The following is a 23,037-nucleotide window of genomic DNA, read 5'->3' on the forward strand; positions in this document are numbered from 1 at the left end:
CTCCCCTACAATCGCGCACTGTCAACGACCTGTCGCGCCGCGGCGAGGCTGCGATCGTAATAATGCAGCGCCGGCGCCTCATAGGTGATGAGGTAGAGCCGGCCGCCGATCATCGCCCCGCGCGCCTCCCCGCGTCGACGGAGCGTTTCTCCCTGCCGGGCGAAGGCATAGGTGAAGCGTACGCCCTTGGCGCCGGCGAAATCGATCGGCTCGACCGCGCCGATACTCATCGATGCCGTCCCCAGCGCGATACGATAGCTGTTCTCGACCAGCGCCGGAATGTCGGTGACCAGCATCGTCGCCGACACCTGCGGCAGCGGCTGGTTCTTCCTGTCGGTTTCGCGGAACAGCGTCTTGCCGCTTTCGATCCCTCCATAGAAGGTGAGGTCGTTGAGCGCGTCGCCGTCCAGCGTCCAGGTTTCCGCGTTGCGGCCCGGCCGCGCGCCGAGCCGGTTCCACTCCGCCGCCGGTTGCACGGTCAGCGTCGACTTCGCCACCGCGATCCGCGCGCCGGGCAGGATCAGCTTGTTCCCGGCGACGGCGGGGGTGACGAGCAGCACGGCGGCGGCGGTGGACAGGGCGAAGCGGCGAAAAGACATCACGAACCTCATGAAGCAACCAGTGTGGCGATGAGCGGGGCATCGGCGGCGTCGGGCTTGCGCCGCAGATATTCGCGCAGTGCGACCCTGGCCGGATCGGCCTGCTGGCCGCGCAGCAGCGACAGGCCGAGCCCGCGATACGCCTCCGCCGGGGCGTCGCCGCGATCGATCGCCTGCTGATAAAAGCCGGCCGCGCTGACCAGATCGCGCGGATTGCCGCGCTCGCGATACAATTCGCCGCGGGCGAACAGCAGCGGCGTCGTCCACCCCTCCGCCGCCAGCTGTCCGAGCAGGAATTCACTGCCACCGAAATCGTTGAGCTTCACCTGATCGGCGAGGAAGGTCGGCAGCCACGGCGCCAGCGCGGCGCGATAGGCATCGCCCGCCGCCGACCCGCCATCGGCGATCTCCAGCGCGGCCTCGCGCAGATAGGTCGCGCGCGCCAGACTGGTGGGATGGGTGGCGAAGAAGCCCGCGGCATAGCGCTGGTTCGCCTTGCGGTGCCGCCCGATCGCGGTCGCGTCCGCCTCCCCCATAATCCGTTCCCACACGTCGGCCGCGGCGGCGGAGGGATAGCGGGACGTCGCCAGATAGCGCACGCCGATCATGTCCGCCGACGTTTCCTGCGCGCGGTCGAAGGCGTAGAAGCCGCCGATCGTGCTCATCTGCAAGGCACTGCTGTTCGCGATCAGGATCGACGCCCAGGCCATCAAATCGCTGCCGCTGCGCCGGTTGCGAAAGCCGCTGAGGGTATGGCGCAATTCGAAATGGCCGAATTCATGGCCGAGCACCGCGCCCAGCTCTGCCTCGCTGCGCAGCCGCAGCAACGCGCCCGACCAGATCGTCATCGTGCCGTTGGCGCTCATCGTCGCGTTGAACGCGGGCACACGCAGGATGTAGAGCCGCACCGCGTTGCAGCGGTCCTCCCCCACCGTCCGGCACAGCACGCCGCGCACATAGGCGTTGAGCGCGGGGTCGCGGATCACGTCGGCGGCGTCGCGCAGATGCCGTTCCTCCTCGTCCGCCATCATCCACACGCCGCGTTCGTCGACGTTGCCCGGCTGATAGGCGGCGACATAGGGCGGCAACGGCGGCACCTTGTCCGCCGCCCATCCCTGCACCGGCATCGCGACGCACCCGAGCGCCGCCGCCGCGATCCGCCACCGCTTCACGTCAGTGCGCCGACGCGACCGCCACCGGCGCCTCGGCCGGCTTGCCCGGAAAACCCTCCAGCAACTGGCGGACGCGTTTCTGCGCGCCATCCGCCTCGCGGACGTCGCCGCCCATCTGCATATCGGCATTCAGCCACACCAGTTCGCCGGTGCGCAGGTCGACCAGCCCGGCGAACCCCTTGTGGAGGCCCGCGGTCACCGGCACCCGGGCGAGTGCCGCGAAGATCTGCAACACCTTGCGCCCGGTCGAACCGAAATGATCCTCGGTCGTCACGAACAGCGCATAATCCGCATCGGCCAGACCCGGCAGCCGCGCGATCTCGGCGCCGAGGCCCCATTCGAACTGGCCGTCGCGCTTCTTTGTGGGCAGGCGATTGCCGGGAAAGAACTGATATTCGATCACCGACTGGGCCACCGCATCGAACAAAGCTTGATATTCCGACAGCATCGCGGGGTCGGCATTCACCGGTTCGACATAGTCGCGGACGGTGTTGCCGAGACTGTTCTGTGCCTGCGCCAGTGCCGCACCGATGTTTTCGCGCGCCTGCGCCGTCCAGTCGGCGTTCGGTTCGAACAGCCCCGCGGTCGATTGCGCGCCGACCTTGATCGACGGGCGCAACACGATGATCCGCGCAGTTCCCGGCCTGAGTTCGAAGCCCGGCTTTATGCCCGTCTTCTCCTGCGCCTGCACGGGAACAGCAACCAGCATGGCCGAAACCACCGCCGCCAGGACCGCGCATACCATCCGTCTCATGATGTCTCCCCCGAATCACATGCCCCCATGCGATTCGCCGGCACGGTATCACGTTGGCGACGGCAGCCAAGCCGGCTCATCTATCCATATGATCGCACTCGACTTGCCGGCGACTTTGCGCCGTTTCGCCATCAAACCGCGCGGTTCGTCCGGCACCAATCGCGTCGACCGGCGTTACGCCTCCGCAATGGTTTCACGCTCCCTGAAGGTCGCCAGCTACAACATTCACAAGGGTATCGGCCTCGATCGTCGCCGCAATCCCGAGCGCGTGATCGAGGTGCTGCGCGAGATCGACGCCGATATCGTCGCGCTGCAGGAGGCGGACCGCCGCTTCGGCACGCGCGAATCGGTGCTGCCGACGCATCTGCTCGACGAACACAGCGATTGGAAACCGGTCGAATTCGGCATGCGGGCGCTGTCGATGGGCTGGCACGGCAACGTCATCCTCGTGCGCAAATCGGCACAGGTCGTCGACCGGGAGGCGATCCACCTCCCCTCGCTCGAACCGCGCGGCGCGGTGATGGCGGACGTGCGCACCGATGCCGGCATCGTCCGCGTCGTCGGCATGCACCTCGATTTGTCGGGGCTGTGGCGGCGACGGCAGGCGGCGGCGATCATGGCGCATGTCGATGCCTCGACCCACCGGCATCCGACCGTGCTGATGGGCGACCTCAACGAATGGACCGCCGCCGCCGGCTGCCTGCGCGACTTCTGCCGCGATTATGCGATGGCGACGACCGGTCCCAGCTTCCATGCGCGCCGTCCGGTGGGTAGGCTCGACCGCATCATGGTATCGCGGGAGCTGACGGTGACGGATTGCGGCGTGCATGCCAGTGCCGCCGCGCGCAAAACGTCGGACCATCTGCCAATCTGGGCGACGGTGTCCCCCGCCTGATGCGCGAAAAGGAGCTGCGCCTCGCCCTCGTCTGCTACGGCGGCATCAGCCTCGCGGTCTACATGCACGGCATCACCAAGGAGGTGTGGCGCATGGTCCGCGCCAGCCGCGCCTGTCACGCCGGCGAACCCGCCGCCGGGGGCAGCCAGGGCGTCTATCGCGCGCTGATCGAGGAAATCGAGGCGCTCGCCGATCTCAAGGTGCGGGTGCTCGCCGACATCATCGCGGGCGCGTCGGCGGGTGGTATCAACGGCATCTTCCTCGCCCAGGCGATCGCCACCGGGCAAAGCCTCGAACCGCTCACCGACCTTTGGCTGACCTCCGCCGATGTCGAGGCGCTGATCGATCCGGAGGCGGCGCCCGCGTCGCGCTTTTCCAAGATGTGGGCCTTGCCGCTCGCCTGGGTCGCGGCGGGGCGCAGCGCCGACAAGGTCGAGGCGCTGGACGAGGCGACCCGCGACGAGGTCCGCACCAAGCTGTCGCATTTCGTCCGCTCGCGCTGGTTCGAACCGCCTTTCGGCGGCGCGACCTTCACCGGCCTGCTGCTCGACGCATTCGATGCGATGGCGAAGAGCGCGGCGGGACCGCGCCTGCTCCCCGACGGCCAGCCGCTCGACCTGTTCGTCACCTGCACCGACTTCACCGGCCATCCCGAACGTCTGCGCCTCAATTCGCCGCCCGAGGTGATGGAGACGGAACACCGCGTCGTGTTGAGCTTCACCGACCATGCCTCCGGCGGCCCGATCGGCGCGATCCCGGACTTGGCCTTCGCCGCGCGGGCGACGTCGAGCTTTCCCGGCGCCTTCCCGCCGTTCACGGTCGGCGAGCTCGACGGCGTGCTGGCGGATCGCGGCATCGCCTGGCCCGAACGGGCCGACTTCCTCAAGCGCGCCTTGCCCCGCCAGTTCGCCGCCAACCAGGTCGACCGCGCGGTGCTGATCGACGGATCGGTGCTCGCCAACGCGCCCTTCCGCCCGGCGATCGACGCGCTCAAGGAACGTCCGGCGCGGCGCGAGATCGACCGGCGCTTCGTCTACATCGACCCCTCGCCCGGCATCAAGATCCGCCTCGGCTCGGGCGTCGAGAAGCCAGGCTTCTTCCAGACCATCCTCGGCGCGCTCAGCGACCTGCCGCGCCAGCAGCCGATCCGCGACAATCTCGATGCGATCGCCGACCGGTCGGCGCGGATCGACCGGATGCAGGGAATCGTCACCGCGCTGCGCCCCGCGGTCGAGGAAGAGATCGAGCAATTGTTCGGCCACACCCTGTTTCTCGACCGGCCGACGCCGGCCCGGCTGGTCGCATGGCGCCGCCGCGCACAGAGTGCGGCCGCCACGCGCGCGGGCTACAGCTATGCCGCCTACGGCCACCTGAAGCTCAGCGGAGTCGTCGAGGCGATCACCGCTTTGCTGTATCGCGTCGGCGGCGAACCCGGCCAGCAGCGCTGGCGCCGCATCCGCACGGCGATCGAGGCCGCCATCGCCGAACGCGGCTTCGGCGGGGTCGCGCCGTCCTTCTCCGGCAAGGAGAGCGCGGCGACGATCGATTTCCTGCGCACCTTCGACACCGGGTTCCGCATCCGCCGCCTGCGGCTGATGGCGCGCCGGCTGAGCGAGATCGAGGCGGACGGCACCGATGCGGGCGCGATGCGCGAGGCGATCTATGCTTCGCTCGCCGCCTATCTCGATCGGCAGCGCGCGGACGATCACCCGCATCTGGGGTTGCAGGTCCGCCGGCTGCGCAAAGCGGATGCGGGGCCGCTGCTCGATGCGCTGGCGCAGACGCTCGACCTCACCGCGCTGGACGCGGACACCGACACCCGGCTGGCGGAGGCGTTCGCGACGCTCGACCGGCCGACGCGGCGGGCGCTGCTGCTCGCCTATCTCGGCTTCCCCTATTTCGACACCGCGACGCTGCCGCTGCTGCAGGGCGAGGGGCTGGACGAATTCGACCCGATCAAGGTCGATCGCATCGCGCCGGACGACGCCACGGCGATCCGCTCGGGCGGCGCGGAGGCGACATTGAAAGGCATCCAGTTCAACAGCTTCGGCGCCTTCTTCAGCCGCGCCTATCGCGAGAACGACTATTTGTGGGGCCGGTTGCACGGCGCCGAACGGATGATCGACATCTGCGTGTCGACGCTCCCCGCGACGGTGCGGATGAAGGCCGGCCGCGTCGCCGCGATCAAGCGCGCCGCCTTCCGCGCAATCCTCGACGAAGAGGAACCGCGGCTGACCACGATCGCCGCGTTGATCGTGACCCTGCGAACCGAAGTGGGCTGACCCGCGCCAGAGGCTGGCCATTCCGGCCGCCTGCCGCTACCCTCGTCGCCCTCGGGAGTATTGCATGCAGTTCCTCAAGATCCTGTTCTGGTTCCTGCTCGCCTTCGTCGCGGCGCTGTTCACCTATAGCAATTGGACCAGTATCCAGATCAACATGTGGAGCGGGCTGATCGCCGACGTGAACCTGCCGCTGCTGCTGCTGGTGACCTTCCTGATCGGTTTCCTGCCGACCTATCTCTACCTCGGCACGGTGCGCTGGCGGCTGCGGCAGCGGCTCGCGACCTGCGAGCGGATGCTGGCGGACAGCCGGGCGCTCGCCGCTGCGCCCGCGACGCCGCCCGCCACGCCGATCATCGGCGATCCGCCGGGCGACCCGGTGCCCGAGGGGCGGCTGGTATGAGCCCGATATATGTCGCGATCGACACGCCCGACATCGCGCGTGCCCGGACGATCGCCACCCGCACCCGCGCGCATATCGGCGGGATCAAGCTCGGCCTCGAATTCTTCTGCGCGCACGGCCAGCATGGCGTGCGTGAGATGGCGGAACTCGGCCTGCCGATCTTCCTCGATCTGAAGCTGCACGACATTCCCAATACCGTCGCCAAGGCGGTACAGGCGCTCAGCCCGATCGAACCCGCGATCCTGACCGTCCACGCCAGCGGCGGCCGTGCGATGCTGGAGGATGCCAAGGCGGCGGCCCCGATCCATACGAAAGTCGTCGCCGTAACGATGCTCACCAGCCTCGATGCCGCGGACCTCGCCGCGACCGGCGTCGGCGGCAGCGCGCACGATCAGGTGCTGCGCCTGACCGCGCTCGCGCACGAGGCCGGCATCGACGGCATCGTCTGTTCGGGGGCGGAGGTCGCCGCGGCGAAGGCGGCGTGGCCCAAAGGCTTCTTCGTCGTGCCCGGCGTCCGTCCGGCGAACGGCCCGGCCGGCGACCAGAAGCGCGTCGTCACGCCCCGCGCCGCGCTGGATGCGGGCGCGTCGGTCCTCGTCATCGGCCGCCCGATCACGCAGGCCGACGATCCCGACGCCGCCGCCCGCGCGATCGGCGCGACGCTATAGCGCCGACGCCTGCCGAGGCTTGAGTTTGCCGCGGCGAAGGCCGAAGGGCTGAACCATGCCAGTCCACGCCAAGATCTGCGGTCTTTCGACCCCCGGCACGCTCGACGCGGCGCTCCGCCACGGCGCCGGCCATGTCGGGTTCGTCTTCTTCCCGCCGTCGCCGCGCCATCTCGGCTTCGCACTGGCCGAGCAACTGGCCGCGCGCGTGCCGGACCATGTCGGCCGCGTCGGCGTATTCGTCGATCCCGATGACGAGACGGTCGAGCGCGCGGTCGCGAGCGGCCGGCTGAGCGTGCTGCAACTCCACAAGACCGCGCCGGCGCGCGTCGCGGCGATCCGGGCGCGCATGGGCCTCGCGATCTGGGCCGCGGTCGCGGTGAAGACGAGCGCCGACCTCGATACGGCGCAGGGCTTCGCCGGCGCCGCCGACATGATCCTCTACGACGCCAAGACGCCGGACGACGCGTCGCTGCCCGGTGGCATGGGCGTCCGGTTCGACTGGTCGCTGCTCGACGGCTTCCGCCATCCCCTGCCCTGGGCATTGTCGGGCGGACTGGATGCGGACAATGTCGCCGGGGCGGTCGCGCGCACCGGCGCGACCCTGGTCGATGTTTCCTCGGGCGTCGAAGGCGCGCCGGGGGTCAAGGATGTGGACAAGATCGCCGCCTTCCTTAAAGCGACGCGGCTATGAACGCCCCCAACACCTTCCGCGCACAGCCCGACGACCGCGGTCATTTCGGCCAGTTCGGCGGCCGCTACGTCGCCGAGACGCTGATGCCGCTGATCCTCGACCTCGAGCGCGAATATCGCGCCGCCAAGGCCGACCCCGCCTTCGCCGCGCAGTTCGACGATCTGATGGAGCATTATGTCGGCCGGCCGAGCCCGCTCTACCACGCCGAACGCCTGAGCGCCGCGGTGCGCGAGGGTGCCGAGCCCGGCAGGGGCGCGCAGGTCTGGTTCAAGCGCGACGAGCTCAATCATACCGGCGCGCACAAGATCAACAATTGCATCGGCCAGATCCTGCTCGCGATCCGTATGGGCAAGACGCGGATCATCGCGGAGACGGGCGCGGGCCAGCACGGCGTCGCGACGGCGGCGGTCTGCGCGCGCTTCGGCCTGCCCTGCGTCATCTACATGGGTGCCAAGGACGTCGCGCGGCAGCAGCCCAACGTCTTCCGCATGAAGCTGCTCGGCGCGGAGGTCCGCCCGGTGACCAGCGGCGCGCAGACGCTGTCCGACGCGATGAACGAGGGCCTGCGCGACTGGGTCGCGAACGTCCACGACACCTTCTACATCATCGGCACCGCCGCCGGCCCGCATCCCTATCCGGAACTGGTCCGCGACTTCCAGAGCATCATCGGGCGGGAAGCGCGTGCGCAGATGCTCGCCCGCACCGGCAAGCTGCCCGACCTGCTGGTCGCGGCGATCGGCGGCGGATCGAATGCGATCGGGCTGTTCCATCCGTTCCTGGACGATGCGGACGTCGCGATGCTCGGCGTCGAGGCGGCCGGCCACGGACTGGAGGGCAGCGAACATGCCGCCAGCCTTGCAGGGGGTTTCCCCGGCGTGCTCCATGGCAACAAGACCTATCTGTTGCAGGACGAGGACGGGCAGATCGCCGAGGGGCATTCGATCTCCGCGGGTCTCGACTATCCCGGCATCGGCCCGGAGCATGCATGGCTGCGCGACATCGGCCGCGTCGAATATACCAACGCGACCGACAAGGAAGCGCTCGACGCCTTCCAGCTGCTGTGCCGGACCGAGGGCATCATTCCCGCGCTCGAGCCGGCGCATGCGATCGCCGCGGTGGCGAAGCGCGCGCGGACGATGCGCGACGACCAGATCATCCTCGCCAACCTGTGCGGGCGCGGCGACAAGGACATCTTCACCGTCGCCGACGCGCTGGGGGTGGCGATATGAGCGAGCGGCTCGCCCGCGCCTTCGCCGAGCATCGCCCCGCGCTGGTGACCTTCGTCACCGCCGGCGATCCGACCCCGGGTGCCACGGGGGCGATCCTCGACGCGCTCGTCGAGGGCGGCGCGAACGTGATCGAACTCGGCATGCCGTTCACCGATCCGATGGCGGACGGTCCGGCGATCCAGGCGGCGAACATCCGCAGCCTCGCCGCCGGGACGCGCACCGCCGACATCCTGTCGATCGCCACCGCCTTTCGGCAGCGTCACCCGGACGTACCGCTGGTGCTGATGGGCTATGCCAATCCGATGCTGCGCCGCGGTTCCGAATGGTTCGCCGCCGCCGCCGCCGATGCGGGCGTCGACGGGGTGATCTGCGTCGATATTCCGCCCGAAGAGGACGATGCGCTCGGTCCTGAACTGCGCGCGCGGGGGATCGACCCGATCCGCCTCGCGACGCCGACCACCGACGCGACGCGGTTGCCGCGCGTGCTGGATGGCGCATCGGGCTTCCTCTATTACGTCTCGGTCGCCGGGATCACCGGCCTGCAGCAGGCGGTCCAAGGCTCGATCGATCAGGCGGTCACCCGGCTGAAGGCGTCGACCGACCTGCCGATCGCAGTCGGCTTCGGCGTGCGCACCCCCGAACAGGCCGCCGCGATCGGCGCCGTCGCCGATGGCGTCGTCGTCGGGTCGGCGATCGTCGAACTGGTCGCGCAACATGGCGCCGATGCGCCGGCTGCCGTCAGCACCTATGTTCAGTCGCTGAGCGGAGCGCTCGACTCCGTGCGAAAGGTTACCGCATGAGCTGGATCAGCAACGTCCGCAACGCCCTTCCCTTCGTCGCCAAGCGCGAATCGTCGGACGAGAATCTGTGGCACAAGTGCAAGGGCTGCGGGCAGATGATCTTCACCCGCGAGCTGGAGGAAAACCTCTACGTCTGCCCGAAGTGCGACCATCACGAGCGGATCGGGCCTAAGGAGCGCTTCCGTCAGATCCTCGATGACGGCAGCTGCGCCGAACTGCCGGTGCCCAAGGTGCCGGAGGACCCGCTCAAGTTTCGCGACTCGAAGCGCTATTCCGATCGGCTGAAGGCGGCGCGTACGTCGGCGCAGGAGCAGGATGCGCTCATCAACGCACGTGGCACGATCCTCGGCCATCGCGTCGTGATGGGCGTGCAGGACTTCGGCTTCATGGGCGGATCGATGGGCCTCGCGGTCGGCGAGGCGTTCGTCCGCGGCGTCGAGACGGCGATCAAGGACAAGGCGCCCTATGTGATCTTCACCGCCGCGGGCGGCGCGCGCATGCAGGAAGGCATCCTCAGCCTGATGCAGATGCCGCGCAGCACCGTCGCGATCCAGATGCTGCACGATGCCGGCCTGCCCTATGTGGTGGTGCTGACCGACCCGACCACCGGCGGCGTCACCGCCAGCTATGCGATGCTGGGCGACGTGCAGATCTCCGAACCCGGCGCGCTGATCGGCTTCGCCGGCCAGCGGGTGATCGAAAGCACGATCCGCGAAAAGCTGCCCGAAGGCTTCCAGCGGGCGGAATATCTGCTGGATCACGGCATGCTCGACATGGTCGTCCATCGCAAGCAGCTGCGCGAGCAGCTGGCGACGGTGATCGGCTATCTGACGGCGGCACGCGCCGCCTGATCGAATCGGACCGGGAGCGGTCGAGCCATGCCGGACCACGCCACCTCCACCGATCCCGCCGTGCAGGCACAGCTCGACCGGCTGTGGGCTTTGTCGCCCGGGGCCGACGTGCTCGGGCTGGAACGGATCACCTGGCTGCTGGCGCGGCTGGGCGATCCGCACCTGTCGCTGCCGCCGGTGTTCCACGTCGCCGGCACCAACGGCAAGGGATCGACCTGCGCCTTTCTGCGTGCCGCGCTCGAAGCCGCGGGGCATGATGTCCATGTCTTTTCCAGCCCGCATCTGGTCCGCTTCAACGAGCGTATCCGAATCGCCGGACGGCTGATCGACGATGCGACGCTCGCCGCGCTGCTGCGCGAGGTGCTGGACCGCAGCGACGGCAGCGGCGCCAGCTTCTTCGAGGTGACGACCGCCGTCGCCTTCCTCGCCTTCGCCCGCACCCCCGCGGCGGCAACGATCGTCGAGGTCGGCCTTGGCGGGCGGCTCGATGCGACCAACGTCATCCGGACCCCGGCGGTCACCGGCATCGCCGCGCTGGGGATGGATCACGAGGCGTTCCTGGGCAACCGGATCGTCGATATCGCCGCGGAGAAGGCGGGGATCGCCAAGGCCGGCGTGCCGCTGGTGACGATGAACTATCCGGCACCCAGCCGCGCCCGGATCGCACAGGTCGCGGCCGATGCCGGCGCGCCGGTCGTCGCCCGCAACGACAGCTGGTGGAGCGAAAGCGCGCGCGGCACGATGCGCTATCGCGACGGCGGTTTCGCCGTCGTCACGCATCGGCCGCGGCTGGTCGGGCCGCATCAGTCACGCAATCTCGCGCTCGCCATCGCCATGCTGCGGCATCAGGGGGCGGTCCATGTGCCGGAAGCGGCCATGCGTGCCGCCGCCGACTGGGCGCATTGGCCGGCGCGGATGCAGCGACTGGGCGCCGGTCCGCTCCGCGATCGCCTGGGCGGGGGCAGTGCATTGTGGCTGGACGGCGCGCACAATCCCTCTGCCGCGCAGCCGGTCGCGCGCGCGCTGCGCGAGGTCGCCGCGGGGCGCCCGGTGGTGCTCGTGCTCGGCATGCTCGCCAACAAGGATGCGCCCGGAGTGCTGCGGGCTCTGGCCCCGGCGGTATCGCGGGTGATCGCGGTGCCCGTACCCGGTCACGCCCATTACGCGCCCACGGCGCTGGCCACGATCGCGGAGGAATGCGGCCTTCCCGGGGAAGCGGCGGATGGCCTCCCGGACGCGCTCGATCGGCTTGCCGTACAGGGTGATGCGGTCGTGTTGATCGCCGGTTCGCTCTACCTTGCCGGTGAAGCGCTCGCGCTGAACGACGAGGCGCCGGACTGACGTTATAATTGCGATTGACTTGCAATAGCGGATTCGGGACTGTCGGGGACGAACACTGGAGTCGCCGTCATGACCGAACTCACCACCACGATCGCCGCCCTGCCCTATGCGCTCCCCGCCTGCCCCAATGCGCGGATCGCGTTGTTCGCATTGCGGCGGATGGGCGCGCACGGCCTGCACGATGCGCGGGCGAGCCACGCCCTGTTCACCGCCTTCGGGCAGGATTTCCGCCGGCCGCTGGTGTTGATGCGTGCCTTGATGGCCGAACTCGCCGGCACCGCGGCGGGGACGATCGCGATCGCGCCCTGCTGCTGCGCGCGGATGACCGCGGCGGAACGGACGATGCTCATCGTCCTCGCCCGTGTCGAAACGGCGCCCGAGACGGCACGTTACCTGCTCGGCGACCTGCTCGGCGTCCGCCGCGTCGATGCGGTGCTCGCGAGCGCTGCGATCGTCGCGACCGCCTTCGCCGACGACGGCCGCCCGATCTGCGTCTGATCGGTCAGGCGCGGGCCTGCGGCTCGTCGGCGCGGACGTCGCCTTCGCCGGCGATCCCCGCGCTGCCGATCGACCGGTCGATCAGGCCCGACCGGCTCATCCACCAGAACAGCAGCACGCCGGGCAGCGCCGCCACCGTCGTTCCCCAGTAAAAGGCGACATAGCCGAAGCTGTCGACCAGCCGCCCGGTCGTGGTCGCGGTCAGCACCCGCCCGACGATGCTCGCCGCCGCGGAGATCAGCGCATATTGCGCGGCGGTGAAGCGCAGATCGCACAGGGCCGAGAAATAGGCGATGACGGTCACGCCGCCGATCCCGCTCGACATGTTCTCGAACGCCATCGCGCCGGCGAGGCCGATGTTGCTGTGCCCCGCGGCGGCGAGCAGCGCGAAGCTGGCGTTGGAGATCATCATCAGCACGAGGCTGAGCAGCACCGACCGCTTCAGCCCCAGTTTCGCGTAGAGCACGCCGCCAATCGCGAGCCCGACCCAGAATGCCCAGAAGCCGATGACGACGTCGTAGATCGCGATCTCGTCGTTGCTGAAGCCGAGGTCGTCGAGCATCAGCCGCAGCGCCTGCTGCCCCAGCGTATCGCCGATCTTGTGGACGAGGATGAAGGCGAGGATGATCCAGGCACCGTGGCGGCGGAAGAATTCGGTGAACGGCCCGACGATCGACGCGCCGAGTTCGGACAGGCCGCGCCGCCGGATCGGCTCGCGCCGCCGCTGCGGTTCGCCGCGCAGCAAGGCGACGATCATCGCCGGAAAGGCGAACGCCACGCAGGCGAGATAGGCGACGTGCCAGTTCGACCGCGCCGCGATGACCAGCGCCAGCGACCCCGCGAGTACCGACCCGATCTTCCACCCATATTGCGTCATGCCCGAACCGACGCCCATCTGCGCCGGCTCCAGCGTTTCGATGCGATAGGCGTCGATGACGATATCGTAGGTGGCGCCGGCGAACCCGACGAGGATCGCACCGATGATCGTCGCCTGCAGATTGGCGGCGGGATCGACCAGCGCGAGATTGATGACGGCGAGCGCGACCAGCACGCCCGACAGCAGGATCCACGACACCCGCTGCCCCAGCCGACCGATCACCGGCAGGCGGACGCCGTCGACCATCCATGCCCAGAGCGGCTTCAGATTGTAGACGAGGAAGCCGAGCGTGAAGGCGGTGATCGTCGCCTTGTCGAGCCCGTCCTGCTTCAGCCGGGTGGTCAGCGTCGCGCCGATCATGGTGAAGGCGAGGCCCGAGGAGATGCCCATGAAGAACACCGCGACCGGCCCGCGTTCCGCATAGGGCGCCAGCGGCGCGAGCCGGGCGCGGACCGCGGGCGAGCGGCGCATCGCGACGACGACGAGCACGGCGATCGCCGCGACGATCAGGAAATAGAGGTTATTGCCGGTCAACATCGGCCGGACACTAGCGCCAATTTCGCCAGCGACCAGCCGCTACGTGGCGATCAGGCGGCGGGCGCCGCGAACAGGCGCAGGCCGCTCGGCAGCCGCTTCTGCTTGCGTCCGCCGATCTGCGCGTCGATCGCCTCGATCGCGCCGATCAGGTCGCGCTGCTGATAGGGTTTGGCGAGGCACCCCGCCGCCAGCATCGTCGCCTCGACCGGGCAATTGCCGGTGACGAACAGCACCGGCACCCCGGTTTCCGCCGCGGCCCGCGCCACGTCCAGCCCCGAACCGTCGGCGAGATGCACGTCGACCAGCACCAGATCGACACCGGCGTCGGAGCGCAGCACGTCGATCGCATCGGCGACGCGATCGACCGTGGCGACGACCTGATAGCTCGCCTCGATCAGCACGTGTTCCGTGTCGAACGCGATCAACGGCTCATCCTCGACGACGAGCAGACGCACGATCTGGCGCTTCTTTTTCCCGAACAGCATTCGCCCGCTCCGATCGGCGCGCAGTCATTGTTACGCCTCCGCTACATAACGCGCGCAGGCTGCTCCGGGCGCAAATATTTTCACGCGCATGACGAATGAGCGTTATGGGCGGGGGATGGCCCAGATATCAGAACCCCGCACCGGCGACCGGATCGCAAAACTGCTCGCGCGTGCCGGCGTCGCCAGCCGGCGCGAAGTCGAACGGATGATCGCCGAAGGGCGCGTCGCGCTGAACGGCACGGTGCTCGATACGCCGGCGACGGTGCTGCGTTCGCTGCAGGGCGTCACCGTCGACGGACAACCCGTCGCGCTGCCCGAACCGACGCGCTTGTTCCTGTATCACAAGCCGACCGGGCTGCTGGTGACCGAGCGTGATCCGAAGGGGCGCACGACGATCTACGACCGCCTGCCGCGCGACCTGCCGCGGCTGGTGCCGGTCGGCCGGCTCGACCTCAACACCGAAGGGTTGCTGCTGCTCACCACCGATGGCGGGTTCAAGCGTCAGCTGGAGCTGCCCTCGACCGGGGTCGAGCGCAGCTATCGCGCCCGCGCCTATGGCAACGTCACGCAGCAGCAGCTGGAGGAACTGGCGGAAGGGGTCGAGATCGAGGGTATCCGCTACGGCTCGATCGACGCCAATATCGAGCGGCGGACCGGCGCCAACGTCTGGATCGAGATCACCATCACCGAAGGCAAGAACCGCGAGGTGCGGCGCGTCCTCGAACACCTCGGCCTGCAGGTGAGCCGGCTGATCCGGACCCGCTATGGCCCGTTCGTGCTCGGCGACCTGCCCGTGGGCGAAGTCGGCGAGGTCAAGCAGCATGAGGTGGTCGCGTTCCGCCGCACGCTGAAGGGCGGCGCGCCGGACGAGCCGGTCGTCGAGACGCCGCGCGACGGCTTCCGCAGTGCGCCGACGGTCGATCGCACCGTCCGGGCGCGGACCCGCGCCGAACAGGCGCCCCGCCCGGTCACCCCGGCCCGGTCGCCGGAAGCCTTCAAGCCGCGCCGCGAACCGGAGCGGAGCGGCAGTCAGGCGCCGCGGGCCGGCTTCCGCAGCGCCGCCACCACCGATCGCGCAGCGCGAACGCGCACCCGCCCCGATGCGGCACCCGACACGCGGGAAGCACGCGGACGCAGCGATACGGGGCGCAGCGATACGGGGCGGGGCGACGTCTCCGCCCGGCCCGAGCGTCAGGGCGGCCGATCGAACCGTGACGGTGCCGCCCGGCATGACGAACGCGCCGCCCCGCCAGGCGGGCGCGCCCCCCGCCGCGATGGACCGCCGGCGGATCGCCATGCGCCGCGGAGCGGTGGCGCCGGTGCCGCAGGTCCGCGCACGCCCAAACCCGGCGCGCGGCCACCACGTCGCGACGGACCGCCGTCCGGCGGCACGCCACGGCCCTCCACGCCCGGCGGCCGCCCGCCGCGGGGGCGCCGCCCATGAGGGTGATCGCAGGCCAGTGGCGCGGCCGGCCGCTCGTCGCGCCCAAGGGCGACGCCACCCGTCCGACTGCGGACCGGACGCGCGAGGCGTTGTTTTCGATGCTGACCAGCCGGCTGGGCAGTTTCGAAGGGCTCGCGGTCGCCGACCTGTTCGCCGGATCGGGCGCGCTCGGAATCGAGGCATTGTCACGCGGCGCGGGGTCGTGCCTGTTCGTCGAACAGGACGGCGCGGCGCTGGATGCGCTCAAGGGCAACCTCGCCAAATTGGGTACGCGCGGCGATGTGCGCGCAGGGTCGGTGATGGCACTGGGACCGGCGATCAAGCCGCTCGACCTCATCATGATGGATCCGCCCTACGGCACCGGCGCGGGGCTGGTCGCGCTCGACAAATTGGCTCGGCTCGGCTGGACCTCGCCCGCGACGTGGGTGAGCATCGAGACGGCAAAGGCGGAAGAGGTCGCGCCTGCGGGCTTTGCCGTCGACGTCAGCCGCGTCCATGGCAAGGCCCGGCTGACGTTGCTCCGTCAGCTCTGACGCAATAGCGCCAGCCCGCCGAGGCTGAGCAGGCCGGCGCCGACGAGATACAGGCCGACCCAGCTCAATCCATGCGGCGCGAGCGCCTCCGCCGCGAGCGGGGCGAGCGCGCCGCCGATGATGCCGCCGAGGTTGAAGGTCATCGACACGCCGGTGTAGCGGACCCCGGCGGGGAACAGGCTCGGCAGCCAGCCGCCGAGCGGCCCGTAGGCGAAGCCCATCACGAACAGCGCGAAGGCGAGCCACAGGAAGATCACGAACAGCGATCCCGCGCCGAGCATCGGCCCCATCGCCAGCCCGGCGACGATGCAGCCGAGGAAGCCGATGACCAGCATCCGCCGCGCGCCCGTGCGATCCGCCATGACGCTCGCGACGATCACCCCGGCGGCGAGGAACAAGATCGCCGCCAGTTCGACGCCGAGCATCGCCTGCCGGCCATAGCCCAGCGTCTTGGTACCGTAGCCCAACGTGAAGGCGGTCGCGAGGTAGAAGAGCGCGAAGCAGGCGACGACCCCGCCGGTGCCCGCGATCAGCGCGCGACCATGGTGGCGGACCAGCGTCGCGATCGGCACCTTGGGCAGCGCCTCCGCCTCGGCCGCTTCGAGGAACACCGGCGTCTCGGTCAGCTTCAGCCGCACCCACAGGCCGAGCGCGACCAGCACCGCGCTGACGAGGAACGGCAGGCGCCAGCCCCAGTCGCGGAATTGCTGCTCGTCCAGTGCAAGGCCAAGGATCAGGAACAGGCCGTTGGCCATGATGAACCCGACCGGCGCGCCGAGCGGCGGGAACATGCCCCAGGTGTTGCGACGATGCGGCGGCGCATTCTCCACCGCGAGCAGCGCCGCGCCGCCCCATTCGCCGCCGAGGCCGAGCCCCTGCCCCAGCCGCATCAGGCAGAGCAGCAGCGGCGCGACCCAGCCGACCTGATCGTAGGTAGGCAGGAAGGCGATGGCGACGGTCGATCCGCCCATCAGCATCAGGCTGGCGACCAACGTCGACTTGCGCCCGACCCGGTCGCCGAAATGCCCGAAGACGATCGCGCCGATCGGCCGCGCGACGAAGGCGAGGCCGAAGCTGGCATAGCTCAGCATCTGTTGCGCGGTGCCGCTTTCCGCCGGGAAGAACAGCATGCCGAACACCAGCGCCGCGGCGGTCGCGTAGATATAGAAATCGTAGAATTCGACCGCGGTGCCGACCAGACTGGCGGTCAGGATGCGGCGCGGAGAGGCTTTTGCGACGGGCTGAGTCATGATCGCCAGCTTAAGCGCGAAATAATCGCCTCGGGCAACAGCAGTGAAATGTGTCCGCAACAAACCCTTCCTACATGGGGGATGTCGCTGCTCCTCTCCCCCTGTGGGTAGCGACGTGCCGGTCGTCTCCCCTGTCGACCGGTCCTCCCTGAACTACGGGGCGGTCGCATCGCGGCTGCCCCGATTTTTCGTCGGGACGCTCCGCGGAGCGAAGAACAGGGGCGACCCGCATGGCAAGCCGCCCCTCTCTTCGTATCGGATCAGCGCGACAGGCTGGCCAGACGCAGCGCGCCGCCTTCGGTCCGCTTCGCGAGCTGGCGCCGGGCATCCTGACGCAGTTCGTCGGTGCAGCGCGCCGCATGCTGATACGCCTCGAGCGACGCGCCACGCATCGTGCAGGCCCAGCGAGCGGCGCGACGCACGCGCGCGTCGAAGCCGGCGCGACCGGCCGCCGTGCCGAGGTCGAGGCCCTGATGCGACACGCGGATGGTGAACGTCTCGCGCTGCTCGGCCGCAGCGGCGCCGGCCGACAGGCATGACAGGGCGAGCGCCGCCGCAGCGACGCGATGGAAGGTCTTCATGATGCACACTCCTGCGAATGATGGTCCGACGAGCCGGACCCGCCGCCACGTCTCTGCCGGACGGGCTGTGCACGGGCCGCCTCTCGTCGGCAGGATGGCGCTTAGCGCCGTGGCGTTTCGCTGGCGCGACGATGGCAAGTCAATGATGTGGCAGTGCCGCGGGGCGGATCGGACTTGCCCGCGCGCGCGGCGTTCCCTACCTGTTCACCGGTGACCGATACCGCCACCCATCTGCAAGACCCGCCCTATCTCAAGGGACTGAACCCGCCGCAGCGCGAAGCCGTGCTGACCACCGAGGGCCCCGTGCTGATGCTGGCCGGCGCCGGCACCGGCAAGACGGCGGCGCTGACCGCGCGGCTCGCGCATCTGTTGTGGACGCGCAAGGCGTGGCCGTCGGAGATCCTGAGCGTCACCTTCACCAACAAGGCGGCGCGCGAGATGCGCGAGCGCGTCGGCCGGCTGGTCGGCGATGCGGTCGAAGGCATGCCGTGGCTCGGCACCTTTCACGCGATCGGTGCCAAGATGCTGCGCCGGCATGCCGAACTGGTCGGGTTGCAGAGCAATTTCACCATCCTCGACACCGACGACCAGTTGCGATTGCTCAAGCAATTGATCGTTGCCGCCGATCTCGATGAAAAGCGCTTCCCTGCGCGCAGTCTCGCCGGGCTGATCGACGACTGGAAGAACAAGGGCCTGGTCCCCGCCGATATCGATGCCGGCGAAAGCGAACGCTACGCCAATGGTCGCGGCGGCGAATTGTACGCGCAATATCAGGCGCGGTTGAAGTCGCTCAACGCCTGCGATTTCGGCGACCTGCTGCTGCACATGCTGACCATCCTGAAAACGCATGCCGACGTGCTGCGGGTGTATCAGGAGCGGTTCAAGTTCATCATGGTCGACGAATATCAGGATACCAACGTCGTCCAGTACCTCTGGCTGCGGCTGCTCGCGCAGCAGCACAAGAATATCGCCTGCGTCGGCGACGACGACCAGTCGATCTATTCGTGGCGCGGTGCGCAGGTCGAGAATATCCTGAAGTTCGAGAAGGACTTCCCCGGCGCCACGGTCATCAAGCTCGAACAGAATTACCGATCCACCCCGCATATCCTCGGCGCCGCGTCGGGAATGATCGCCAACAACGGCGGGCGGCTCGGCAAGACGCTGTGGACCGAGCTGGATGCGGGCGAGAAGGTGCGCGTGCTCGGCGTGTGGGACGGGCCGGAGGAAGCGCGCCGCGTCGGCGAGGAGATCGAGGCGCACCAGCGCAACGGTCGCAGCCTCGACGATGTCGCCATCCTCGTCCGCGCGCAGCATCAGACGCGCGAGTTCGAGGACCGCTTCATCAACATCGGCATGCCGTACCGGATCGTCGGCGGCTATCGCTTCTACGAACGCGCCGAAATCCGCGACGCGCTCGCCTATCTGCGCATCGTCAACCAGCCGTCGGACGACCTCGCCTTCGAACGGATCGTCAACGTGCCGAAGCGCGGCCTCGGCGACAAGGCGCTGGCGAAGATCCACCAGCTTGCCCGAATCGAGGGCGTGCCGCTGACGATCGCATCGGCGCGCATCCTCGACACCGACGAGCTGACCCCGCAGGCGCGCCGTGCGCTCGGCAATCTCGTCGGCGATATCGCGCGCTGGCGGGACATGGCGCGCGACCTGCCGCATGCCGAACTCGCCCGCCAGATGCTCGACGAGAGCGGCTATACCGCGATGTGGCAGGCCGAAAAATCGGTCGAGGCGGCGGGGCGGCTGGAGAATCTGTCCGAGCTGGTCCGCGCGATGGAGGAATATGAGTCGCTTGGCGCATTCCTCGAACACGTCAGCCTCGTCATGGACAAGGAGGGCGCGGCGCAGGACCCGCAGGTGACGATCATGACGATCCACGCCGCCAAGGGGCTGGAGTTCGACACGGTGTTCCTCGTCGGATGGGAGGAGGGGCTGTTTCCGTCGCAGCGGTCGCTGGACGAGGGCGGCACCAAGAGTCTCGAGGAGGAGCGGCGGCTCGCCTATGTCGCGATCACCCGTGCGCGCCGGCGCGCGGTGATCCTCCACGCCGCGAATCGGCGCATCTACGGGCAATGGACGTCGAGCATCCCCAGCCGCTTCGTCGGCGAGCTGCCGCCCGAGCATATCGACAGCGACACGACCATGTCGGGCGGCGAGAGCCTGTGGCGGGCGAACTGGAGCGAGCGGGCGGACCCGTTCGCCAATGTCGCGCGGGGGTCCGGGCGCGGGCCCGGCTGGCAGCGTGCCGCCGGATCGGGATCGGGCTTCAGCACCGCACCGACGCGGGTCGTCGAAAGCCGGTCGAGCGCGGTCAGCATCGGCAACAAGGGGCGCAGCGACCTGTCCGTGGGCCTGCGCGTCTTCCACCAGAAGTTCGGCTATGGCGCGATCGCGGAGATCGAGGGCAACAAGCTGGAGATCGATTTCGAGGCGGCCGGCCGCAAGCGGGTGATGGACAGCTTCGTCACCATCGGGTGACGGGCACCGTTCCCGCCCCTTGCGGCCAGGACGTCAGGCGTTGCCCGGGCGGCGCGGCCCCGCCGGTCGATGCGGCACGGATGCCGCGACGTCGCGGTGGGGGAAGGCGCTGCGATCGAGCGCCTCGCCGTACATCCTGGCGAGCCCGGCGTGCGCGGCGCGCGCCTCAGGGCAGTTCGCCTCACGCGCCTTGACCAGCGAGATTTGCTCGCGCGACAGCAAGTAGTTGATGTCCATCACGGATTCCTCCGAATGTAAGCGAGGGCCCGGCCATGCAGGCCACCATCACGAGATGCTTACGGAACGATCGGGTGATGGGGCAACCATAACAGATTTCGTGGGGGCCGTCGCCCTGCCCCCGCCGCAGCCACGGCGCCGGTCGTCGCGTCCGTCGACACAACGCCATCGGGGACCATTCAGCAACCAACAACCTGACTTCAGTGTATAACCATCGCACGCCCGACTCACCGGGCCGCTCCGAGGGTCATTTTCATGTTCAGGTCCCTGTCGCTTTCCGTCGCCGTCGCGGCGTTGCTCTGCGGCGGCGCGCCAGCGGTTGCGCAATCCGCTGCCGACGATGCGCGCTTCGCTGCCGCCCAGCAGCGCTTCGATGCCGAGCTTGCCCGCTATCGCGCCGAATTCGACCGCTATCGGTCGGGCCGCGGCAGCGCCGGTCCGGGCGGCTATCGCCAGGCGCCGGTGCCCAACGCCTATGACGGTCCGCGCGACGCCGGCTACGCCGACGAACGCGACGAGAATGGCTATGACGCCTCGCGCTATTATAGCTCCGGCGCGAACTATCGCGAACGCGTGCTGAGCAACGACGAGCGGGTCTATGCCGGCAACGACGGGCGCTATTATTGCAAGCGCGGCGACGGCACCACCGGCCTGATCGTCGGCGGCGCGGCGGGCGGTATCCTGGGCAACGTCATCGACGGCGGACGCAGCCGCATCGTCGGCACCCTGCTGGGCGGCGCGGCGGGCGCGCTCGCCGGCAAGGCCGTCGATCAGAACCAGTCGCAAGTCCGCTGCCGCTGAGCCGCAGCGCTGGTGGCGGTCAGCCCTGCTCGACCGCCATCAGCGTCACGCCCTCGTACTTTTCGGCGGCCGGTTCGAACAGGGTGTTGGGCTTGAACGCGCGCGCGGTCAGCGTGGGATCACCCAGCCCGTCCAGCTTGAACGTCCCGAGTTTCTCCTCACGCGGCGGTTTGCCGTCGCGTTCGACGGTGATCGCGTCGACATAGATCTCGCCGTGGCGCGTGTAGAGAATGTGGGGGGCTATCGTCACCGTGCCCTTGTTGTAGGTGGCGGTAACGGCAAGCTGGCGGACGATCGCTTCGAACATCGTCGGCACCGGTCCGGTCGGCGCGACGGTCGCGGCTGGAGTGTCGGTCATGGCGTGCCCCTTAGCGAACCGTGCTGCGTTGCAGCAAGCACCGATTCGTTCGTGAAGCGTATCACATGGTCAGCGGTTGAGCTCGACCAGATGCTCGAACACATCCATTTCAAGCGGTTGCTTGAACTGACAGCCGGCGGAAAAATCGTCCGCCCATTTGACGTCGGCGACGACCGAGCCCGCGCCGGGCAAGGTCAGCCAGATCGTGCTGCCCTTGGCGAGCGGGCAATAGGTCTGAAGGCGGGCGCCGTGAATCGAGATGTCGACCACCCGGCACAAGGTCCGGACCCCCTTGCCGATATGCGCATCCAACGAAACCGGCGCACGCGCGGAGCGGCGCCGGCCGTTGGTGTCTGCTGGTTCGAATTCCGCTGCGAACATGAACCAAGGCCTAGATGGCGATGGTTAAGGCCGGGTATACGAAGCCGCGCTGGTACCGGAAAATCCGGACCGGATCAGCCCTTGCGCAGGGTCAGACCACCGCCGAACCGCTTGTTGAAGCGTGCGACCTGGCCACCGGCGTCCAGCAGCTGACCGCGACCACCGGTCCAGGCGGGGTGCGCCAGCGGATCGATATCGAGCGTCATCGTGTCGCCTTCTTTGCCCCAAGTGGAGCGAGTCTCGAACACGGTGCCGTCGGTCATCTGGATTTTGATCATGTGGTAGTCGGGATGGGTATCTTTCTTCACGTCACACGCTCCTGAAACGGCTGGTTCCGACCAGCCTGGAAGAGAAGCGGCGCCCCTAACGGAGCGCCGCCGGAATGTCAAAGTCGGCAGCCGGTCACGCCTTGGGCGGGTCGGCGATCATCGCGGTGAAATTCGCCTCGGCCACCACCACGCCGTCGATCTTCGCGACGCCGGCGAACTTGCAAACGCTCGCGCGCTTCTGGACGAAGGTCGCCTCGAGCCGGAGCAGCACGCCGGGTTCGACCGGCTTGCGGAACTTCGCGCCGTCGATCGCCATGAAATAGACGAGCTTGCCCGATCCGGCGAGGCCGAGGCTTTCGACCGCGAGGATGCCGGCGGCCTGCGCCAGCGCCTCGACGATCAGCACGCCCGGCATGATCGGCCGGCCAGGGAAATGGCCTTGGAAGAACTGCTCGTTGATCGTCACCGCCTTGATCGCCGCGATCGACCGGTCGAGGATCAGCTCCTCGACGCGATCGACCAGCAGCATCGGGTAGCGATGCGGCAAGGCTGCCATGACCCGCCCGATATCGAGCGGGCCGAGCGTCCGCGGTGCGTCTTCGCTCACCCGGATA

The 23,037-nt window shown here is 68.8% G+C and carries 26 protein-coding genes; 14 read left to right on the plus strand and 12 right to left on the minus strand.

What is annotated here, in order from left to right; translation table 11 throughout:
* Positions 1–5 precede the first annotated feature (5 nt).
* Genes AC1RTO_RS06915 through AC1RTO_RS06925 form a run of 3 tightly spaced genes read right to left on the minus strand, consistent with a single transcriptional unit; the run spans position 6 to position 2,480 of the window.
* Positions 6–599 carry a hypothetical protein gene (locus tag AC1RTO_RS06915; protein ID WP_493160097.1) on the minus strand — a complete coding sequence of 198 codons (594 nt, stop codon included), beginning with the start codon at positions 597–599 and terminating at the stop codon, positions 6–8.
* Positions 600–607: 8 nt separating this feature from the next.
* Positions 608–1,771: a M48 family metallopeptidase gene (locus tag AC1RTO_RS06920; protein ID WP_493160098.1), complete on the minus strand. Its 1,164-nt coding sequence runs from the start codon at positions 1,769–1,771 to the stop codon at positions 608–610.
* A gap of 1 nt (position 1,772) precedes the next feature.
* Positions 1,773–2,480, minus strand: a complete 708-nt coding sequence (locus tag AC1RTO_RS06925; RefSeq protein ID WP_493160099.1) for a hypothetical protein — start codon at positions 2,478–2,480, stop codon at positions 1,773–1,775.
* A 232-nt stretch (positions 2,481–2,712) separates the two neighbouring features.
* Here AC1RTO_RS06925 and AC1RTO_RS06930 point away from each other — a divergent pair, with 232 nt between their 5' ends.
* The 10 genes from AC1RTO_RS06930 (at position 2,713) to AC1RTO_RS06975 (ending at position 12,180) form a co-directional block, all read left to right on the plus strand.
* The gene (locus AC1RTO_RS06930; RefSeq protein WP_293875621.1) at positions 2,713–3,420 is read left to right on the plus strand and encodes an endonuclease/exonuclease/phosphatase family protein; all 708 of its coding nucleotides are present in this window, start codon (positions 2,713–2,715) and stop codon (positions 3,418–3,420) included.
* On the plus strand, positions 3,420–5,702 hold the full coding sequence (locus AC1RTO_RS06935; RefSeq protein WP_493160100.1) for a patatin-like protein: 2,283 nt from the start codon (positions 3,420–3,422) through the stop codon (positions 5,700–5,702). Before AC1RTO_RS06930 ends, AC1RTO_RS06935 begins: the two co-directional genes overlap by 1 nt.
* 64 nt (positions 5,703–5,766) lie before the next feature.
* Positions 5,767–6,102 carry a lipopolysaccharide assembly protein LapA domain-containing protein gene (locus AC1RTO_RS06940; protein WP_493160101.1) on the plus strand — a complete coding sequence of 112 codons (336 nt, stop codon included), beginning with the start codon at positions 5,767–5,769 and terminating at the stop codon, positions 6,100–6,102.
* A complete protein-coding gene (gene pyrF, locus AC1RTO_RS06945; protein ID WP_493160102.1) occupies positions 6,099–6,770 on the plus strand; it encodes an orotidine-5'-phosphate decarboxylase in 672 nt (223 codons plus the stop codon). The genes AC1RTO_RS06940 and pyrF overlap by 4 nt, the downstream gene beginning before the upstream one ends.
* A 55-nt stretch (positions 6,771–6,825) precedes the next feature.
* A complete protein-coding gene (locus AC1RTO_RS06950) occupies positions 6,826–7,461 on the plus strand; it encodes a phosphoribosylanthranilate isomerase (RefSeq protein ID WP_493160103.1) in 636 nt (211 codons plus the stop codon).
* Positions 7,458–8,690, plus strand: a complete 1,233-nt coding sequence (gene trpB / locus AC1RTO_RS06955; RefSeq protein WP_493160104.1) for a tryptophan synthase subunit beta — start codon at positions 7,458–7,460, stop codon at positions 8,688–8,690. Before AC1RTO_RS06950 ends, trpB begins: the two co-directional genes overlap by 4 nt.
* On the plus strand, positions 8,687–9,490 hold the full coding sequence (gene trpA / locus AC1RTO_RS06960) for a tryptophan synthase subunit alpha (RefSeq protein WP_493160105.1): 804 nt from the start codon (positions 8,687–8,689) through the stop codon (positions 9,488–9,490). The genes trpB and trpA overlap by 4 nt, the downstream gene beginning before the upstream one ends.
* A complete protein-coding gene (accD, locus tag AC1RTO_RS06965) occupies positions 9,487–10,341 on the plus strand; it encodes an acetyl-CoA carboxylase, carboxyltransferase subunit beta (RefSeq protein ID WP_493160106.1) in 855 nt (284 codons plus the stop codon). The genes trpA and accD overlap by 4 nt, the downstream gene beginning before the upstream one ends.
* Positions 10,342–10,368: 27 nt before the next feature.
* Positions 10,369–11,682 carry a bifunctional folylpolyglutamate synthase/dihydrofolate synthase gene (locus tag AC1RTO_RS06970; RefSeq protein WP_493160107.1) on the plus strand — a complete coding sequence of 438 codons (1,314 nt, stop codon included), beginning with the start codon at positions 10,369–10,371 and terminating at the stop codon, positions 11,680–11,682.
* Positions 11,683–11,751: 69 nt separating this feature from the next.
* Positions 11,752–12,180, plus strand: coding sequence for a DUF6628 family protein (locus AC1RTO_RS06975; RefSeq protein WP_493160108.1), 429 nt, complete (start codon positions 11,752–11,754; stop codon positions 12,178–12,180).
* A 4-nt stretch (positions 12,181–12,184) separates the two neighbouring features.
* Here the strand turns inward: AC1RTO_RS06975 and AC1RTO_RS06980 are convergent, their stop codons facing one another.
* On the minus strand, positions 12,185–13,528 hold the full coding sequence (locus AC1RTO_RS06980) for an AmpG family muropeptide MFS transporter (protein ID WP_493160353.1): 1,344 nt from the start codon (positions 13,526–13,528) through the stop codon (positions 12,185–12,187).
* 116 nt (positions 13,529–13,644) lie between these two features.
* A complete protein-coding gene (locus AC1RTO_RS06985; protein ID WP_493160109.1) occupies positions 13,645–14,079 on the minus strand; it encodes a response regulator in 435 nt (144 codons plus the stop codon).
* A 115-nt stretch (positions 14,080–14,194) separates the two neighbouring features.
* Between AC1RTO_RS06985 and AC1RTO_RS06990 the strand changes: the two genes are divergently transcribed.
* Positions 14,195–15,523: a pseudouridine synthase gene (locus AC1RTO_RS06990; RefSeq protein ID WP_493160110.1), complete on the plus strand. Its 1,329-nt coding sequence runs from the start codon at positions 14,195–14,197 to the stop codon at positions 15,521–15,523.
* Positions 15,520–16,056, plus strand: a complete 537-nt coding sequence (rsmD, locus tag AC1RTO_RS06995) for a 16S rRNA (guanine(966)-N(2))-methyltransferase RsmD (RefSeq protein WP_493160111.1) — start codon at positions 15,520–15,522, stop codon at positions 16,054–16,056. The genes AC1RTO_RS06990 and rsmD overlap by 4 nt, the downstream gene beginning before the upstream one ends.
* Here rsmD and AC1RTO_RS07000 read toward each other — a convergent pair.
* The gene (locus AC1RTO_RS07000) at positions 16,047–17,306 is read right to left on the minus strand and encodes an MFS transporter (protein ID WP_493160112.1); all 1,260 of its coding nucleotides are present in this window, start codon (positions 17,304–17,306) and stop codon (positions 16,047–16,049) included. The two genes, rsmD and AC1RTO_RS07000, sit on opposite strands and share 10 nt — an antisense overlap.
* A 260-nt stretch (positions 17,307–17,566) precedes the next feature.
* Positions 17,567–17,887: a UrcA family protein gene (locus tag AC1RTO_RS07005; RefSeq protein ID WP_493160113.1), complete on the minus strand. Its 321-nt coding sequence runs from the start codon at positions 17,885–17,887 to the stop codon at positions 17,567–17,569.
* 210 nt (positions 17,888–18,097) lie between these two features.
* On the opposite strand from AC1RTO_RS07005, the gene AC1RTO_RS07010 reads away from it, so the two are divergent.
* Positions 18,098–20,377: an ATP-dependent helicase gene (locus AC1RTO_RS07010; RefSeq protein WP_493160114.1), complete on the plus strand. Its 2,280-nt coding sequence runs from the start codon at positions 18,098–18,100 to the stop codon at positions 20,375–20,377.
* Between the two features lie 33 nt (positions 20,378–20,410).
* On the opposite strand, the gene AC1RTO_RS07015 is transcribed toward AC1RTO_RS07010, so the two are convergent.
* The gene (locus AC1RTO_RS07015; RefSeq protein WP_493160115.1) at positions 20,411–20,614 is read right to left on the minus strand and encodes a hypothetical protein; all 204 of its coding nucleotides are present in this window, start codon (positions 20,612–20,614) and stop codon (positions 20,411–20,413) included.
* Positions 20,615–20,869: 255 nt separating this feature from the next.
* On the opposite strand from AC1RTO_RS07015, the gene AC1RTO_RS07020 reads away from it, so the two are divergent.
* A complete protein-coding gene (locus AC1RTO_RS07020; protein ID WP_493160116.1) occupies positions 20,870–21,415 on the plus strand; it encodes a glycine zipper 2TM domain-containing protein in 546 nt (181 codons plus the stop codon).
* A gap of 19 nt (positions 21,416–21,434) precedes the next feature.
* On the opposite strand, the gene AC1RTO_RS07025 is transcribed toward AC1RTO_RS07020, so the two are convergent.
* The 4 genes from AC1RTO_RS07025 to fabZ form a co-directional block, all read right to left on the minus strand.
* Positions 21,435–21,773, minus strand: coding sequence for a WYL domain-containing protein (locus tag AC1RTO_RS07025; RefSeq protein WP_493160117.1), 339 nt, complete (start codon positions 21,771–21,773; stop codon positions 21,435–21,437).
* A gap of 69 nt (positions 21,774–21,842) precedes the next feature.
* A complete protein-coding gene (locus AC1RTO_RS07030; RefSeq protein WP_493160118.1) occupies positions 21,843–22,154 on the minus strand; it encodes a PilZ domain-containing protein in 312 nt (103 codons plus the stop codon).
* Between the two features lie 74 nt (positions 22,155–22,228).
* Complete coding sequence (rpmE, locus tag AC1RTO_RS07035; RefSeq protein ID WP_293875659.1) at positions 22,229–22,462, minus strand: 50S ribosomal protein L31; 234 nt, start codon at positions 22,460–22,462, stop codon at positions 22,229–22,231.
* 94 nt (positions 22,463–22,556) lie between these two features.
* The gene (gene fabZ, locus AC1RTO_RS07040) at positions 22,557–23,030 is read right to left on the minus strand and encodes a 3-hydroxyacyl-ACP dehydratase FabZ (RefSeq protein ID WP_493160119.1); all 474 of its coding nucleotides are present in this window, start codon (positions 23,028–23,030) and stop codon (positions 22,557–22,559) included.
* Positions 23,031–23,037 lie beyond the last annotated feature (7 nt).

The organism is Sphingomonas sp. GW821-FHT10F09, assembly GCF_058809195.1.

What these genes read in the sequence shown, in the direction of transcription:
- rsmD (WP_493160111.1), top strand. Translation starts at nt 15,520, where the DNA reads ATGAGGGTGATCGCAGGCCAGTGGCGCGGCCGGCCGCTCGTCGCGCCC.
- AC1RTO_RS07000 (WP_493160112.1), bottom strand. Translation starts at nt 17,306, where the DNA reads ATGACTCAGCCCGTCGCAAAAGCCTCTCCGCGCCGCATCCTGACCGCC.
- AC1RTO_RS06950 (WP_493160103.1), top strand. Translation starts at nt 6,826, where the DNA reads ATGCCAGTCCACGCCAAGATCTGCGGTCTTTCGACCCCCGGCACGCTC.
- AC1RTO_RS06935 (WP_493160100.1), top strand. Translation starts at nt 3,420, where the DNA reads ATGCGCGAAAAGGAGCTGCGCCTCGCCCTCGTCTGCTACGGCGGCATC.
- AC1RTO_RS07015 (WP_493160115.1), bottom strand. Translation starts at nt 20,614, where the DNA reads ATGGACATCAACTACTTGCTGTCGCGCGAGCAAATCTCGCTGGTCAAG.
- AC1RTO_RS06930 (WP_293875621.1), top strand. Translation starts at nt 2,713, where the DNA reads ATGGTTTCACGCTCCCTGAAGGTCGCCAGCTACAACATTCACAAGGGT.
- AC1RTO_RS06980 (WP_493160353.1), bottom strand. Translation starts at nt 13,528, where the DNA reads ATGCGCCGCTCGCCCGCGGTCCGCGCCCGGCTCGCGCCGCTGGCGCCC.
- AC1RTO_RS06970 (WP_493160107.1), top strand. Translation starts at nt 10,369, where the DNA reads ATGCCGGACCACGCCACCTCCACCGATCCCGCCGTGCAGGCACAGCTC.
- AC1RTO_RS06925 (WP_493160099.1), bottom strand. Translation starts at nt 2,480, where the DNA reads ATGCTGGTTGCTGTTCCCGTGCAGGCGCAGGAGAAGACGGGCATAAAG.
- AC1RTO_RS06985 (WP_493160109.1), bottom strand. Translation starts at nt 14,079, where the DNA reads ATGCTGTTCGGGAAAAAGAAGCGCCAGATCGTGCGTCTGCTCGTCGTC.
- trpA (WP_493160105.1), top strand. Translation starts at nt 8,687, where the DNA reads ATGAGCGAGCGGCTCGCCCGCGCCTTCGCCGAGCATCGCCCCGCGCTG.
- trpB (WP_493160104.1), top strand. Translation starts at nt 7,458, where the DNA reads ATGAACGCCCCCAACACCTTCCGCGCACAGCCCGACGACCGCGGTCAT.
- AC1RTO_RS07030 (WP_493160118.1), bottom strand. Translation starts at nt 22,154, where the DNA reads ATGTTCGCAGCGGAATTCGAACCAGCAGACACCAACGGCCGGCGCCGC.
- AC1RTO_RS07020 (WP_493160116.1), top strand. Translation starts at nt 20,870, where the DNA reads ATGTTCAGGTCCCTGTCGCTTTCCGTCGCCGTCGCGGCGTTGCTCTGC.
- AC1RTO_RS07005 (WP_493160113.1), bottom strand. Translation starts at nt 17,887, where the DNA reads ATGAAGACCTTCCATCGCGTCGCTGCGGCGGCGCTCGCCCTGTCATGC.
- AC1RTO_RS06975 (WP_493160108.1), top strand. Translation starts at nt 11,752, where the DNA reads ATGACCGAACTCACCACCACGATCGCCGCCCTGCCCTATGCGCTCCCC.
- AC1RTO_RS07025 (WP_493160117.1), bottom strand. Translation starts at nt 21,773, where the DNA reads ATGACCGACACTCCAGCCGCGACCGTCGCGCCGACCGGACCGGTGCCG.
- AC1RTO_RS06940 (WP_493160101.1), top strand. Translation starts at nt 5,767, where the DNA reads ATGCAGTTCCTCAAGATCCTGTTCTGGTTCCTGCTCGCCTTCGTCGCG.
- AC1RTO_RS06990 (WP_493160110.1), top strand. Translation starts at nt 14,195, where the DNA reads ATGGCCCAGATATCAGAACCCCGCACCGGCGACCGGATCGCAAAACTG.
- pyrF (WP_493160102.1), top strand. Translation starts at nt 6,099, where the DNA reads ATGAGCCCGATATATGTCGCGATCGACACGCCCGACATCGCGCGTGCC.
- AC1RTO_RS06915 (WP_493160097.1), bottom strand. Translation starts at nt 599, where the DNA reads ATGTCTTTTCGCCGCTTCGCCCTGTCCACCGCCGCCGCCGTGCTGCTC.
- accD (WP_493160106.1), top strand. Translation starts at nt 9,487, where the DNA reads ATGAGCTGGATCAGCAACGTCCGCAACGCCCTTCCCTTCGTCGCCAAG.